At 44.4% G+C, this 1,801-nt stretch carries 3 protein-coding genes; 2 read left to right on the forward strand and 1 reads right to left on the reverse strand.

Going from position 1 to position 1,801, the window contains the following annotated elements; genetic code table 11:
• Window positions 1–74, reverse strand: a 74-nt coding sequence (locus tag ACOTX3_RS25950) for a hypothetical protein (RefSeq protein WP_223175615.1), incomplete at its 3' end; no start/stop codon positions are given.
• Between the two features lie 153 nt (window positions 75–227).
• On the opposite strand from ACOTX3_RS25950, the gene rclA reads away from it, so the two are divergent.
• Both rclA and ACOTX3_RS25960 read left to right on the forward strand, forming a co-directional pair.
• Entirely contained in the window at window positions 228–1,553 is a 1,326-nt protein-coding gene (gene rclA / locus ACOTX3_RS25955) for a reactive chlorine resistance oxidoreductase RclA (protein ID WP_007896426.1), read from the forward strand.
• 177 nt (window positions 1,554–1,730) lie between these two features.
• Window positions 1,731–1,801, forward strand: a 71-nt coding sequence (locus ACOTX3_RS25960) for an IS1 family transposase (protein WP_001568368.1), incomplete at its 3' end; no start/stop codon positions are given.

Genomic DNA, 1,801 nt, shown 5'->3' on the forward strand with positions numbered 1-1,801 from the left:
TTGGTGATTTTGAACTTTTGCTTTGCCACGGAACGGTCTGCGTTGTCGGGAAGATGCGTGATCTGATCCTTCAACTCAGCAAAAGTTCGATTTATTCAACAAAGCCAAACAGAAGCCACTGGAGCACCTCAAAAACACCATCATACACTAAATCAGTAAGTTGGCAGCATCACCTTTTGCGTCTATAGTCATGATGTCAAATGAACGCGTTTCGACAGGAAATCATCATGAATAAATATCAGGCAGTTATTATTGGTTTTGGCAAGGCTGGAAAAACATTAGCCGTCACGCTGGCAAAAGCAGGTTGGCGTGTGGCTCTCATCGAACAATCAAATGCAATGTATGGCGGGACCTGTATTAATATCGGCTGTATCCCAACCAAAACATTGGTTCATGACGCACAGCAGCACACAGATTTTGTCCGTGCCATACAGCGTAAAAATGAAGTGGTTAATTTTTTACGTAATAAGAATTTTCATAATCTTGCGGATATGCCCAATATCGACGTGATCGACGGCCAGGCGGAGTTTATCAATAATCATAGCCTGCGTGTTCATCGGCCTGAGGGAAATTTGGAGATTCATGGCGAGAAAATTTTTATTAATACCGGTGCACAAGCCGTGGTTCCGCCAATTCCTGGAATTACCACCACGCCTGGTGTATATGACAGCACCGGATTACTTAATCTAAAAGAATTGCCTGGGCATTTAGGTATTTTGGGCGGCGGATATATTGGCGTTGAGTTCGCCTCTATGTTCGCTAATTTTGGCAGCAAAGTAACCATTTTAGAGGCAGCTTCGCTGTTTTTGCCTCGGGAAGATCGGGATATTGCTGATAATATCGCGACGATTTTACGCGATCAGGGCGTCGATATTATCCTCAATGCCCATGTGGAGCGAATCAGTCACCATGAAAATCAAGTGCAAGTGCATAGCGAGCACGCCCAACTGGCGGTGGATGCACTGTTAATAGCTTCCGGTCGTCAACCGGCTACCGCTTCGTTACATCCAGAAAATGCCGGTATCGCAGTAAACGAGCGCGGGGCAATTGTCGTTGACAAGCGATTACATACCACCGCAGACAATATTTGGGCGATGGGAGATGTTACCGGCGGGCTGCAATTTACTTACATATCACTGGATGATTACCGCATTGTACGTGATGAGTTACTGGGTGAAGGCAAACGTAGTACTGATGATCGGAAAAATGTGCCTTATTCCGTATTTATGACACCGCCCCTGTCCAGGGTTGGTATGACAGAAGAACAAGCCAGAGAGAGTGGTGCTGATATTCAGGTGGTGACATTGCCTGTAGCTGCAATTCCGCGCGCCAGAGTGATGAACGATACCCGTGGGGTATTAAAAGCGATTGTTGATAATAAAACCCAACGTATATTAGGAGCATCACTGCTGTGTATTGACTCCCACGAGATGATCAATATAGTGAAAATGGTGATGGATGCCGGGCTGCCTTATAGCATATTACGCGATCAGATATTTACTCATCCGTCGATGAGCGAATCACTCAATGATCTATTTTCATTAGTCAAATAAACTCAAAATCAGACGCCAGAACAAATATTCTGGCGTCTCAGAGAAAAGAATCTTATTAATTCTCTGTTACTCTATAACTTCTTAATCACTTCATTGATGGTATTTTATATGTTTAAAAAATCGGTGATGCTGCCAACTTAATGATTTAGTGTATGATGGTGTTTTTGAGGTGCTCCAGTGGCTTCTGTTTCTATCAGCTGTCCCTCCTGTTCAGCTACTGACGGGGTGGTGCGTAACGGCAAAAGCAC

It is taken from the genome of Enterobacter cloacae complex sp. IR5384, assembly GCF_049237265.1.
Taxonomy (GTDB): Bacteria; Pseudomonadota; Gammaproteobacteria; order Enterobacterales; family Enterobacteriaceae; genus Enterobacter; species Enterobacter cloacae.